Annotated in this window: 1 protein-coding gene; it reads right to left on the reverse strand. The window is 37.0% G+C overall.

The genetic code is table 11. The features are described from left to right. Positions 1–50: 50 nt before the first annotated feature. Positions 51–533: helix-turn-helix domain-containing protein (locus KH400_RS20905; RefSeq protein WP_217227938.1), on the reverse strand; the 483-nt coding region annotated here is incomplete at its 5' end.

Below are 533 nucleotides of genomic sequence, written 5' to 3' on the forward strand. Positions count from 1 at the left end.
CTGGTGAAGCTCTTGAATAGCGACATACTTATCCTCAGATCGTATCTGGCTTATTTTCGCCTCCTTTCGATCTCCTCTAACTTTTTTAAGAATAAATTCTCCGCACGTAACCGTTCATTTTCTCTTTCTAACTTTTTCATTTGAAGTTCAAATTTCTGTTCTGAAGTTAGTTCAGCTTCTTCTTTCTTTTTACCACGTTTATCTTTTAGAGCTTCCTCTCCACCATCCTCATATTTCTTAACCCATTGATAGACTTGTTGATAAGAAACATTATAAGTATTAGCTGCTTCTTGATAACCTTTTCCGTTCCCCAAGCAATCAAGTACAATTTGAATTCGTTCTTCCCAGGTCGTTTTTCTTCCCTTAGTCATAGAGCTCGTCCTTCCTTTCGACGTATCCTTTAAATCTCTATGACTATTATACTTGTTAATCCACTTTTGGAGGACACTTCTACTTGAGATTCCATATTTTCGAACAATCTCATATTGAGAGTGTTTCCCCGATAAATAATCCCTCACGGCTGCTTCTTTTAG

The sequence above is a fragment of the Desertibacillus haloalkaliphilus genome, assembly GCF_019039105.1.
GTDB classification, from domain to species: Bacteria; Bacillota; Bacilli; order Bacillales; family KJ1-10-99; genus Desertibacillus; species Desertibacillus haloalkaliphilus.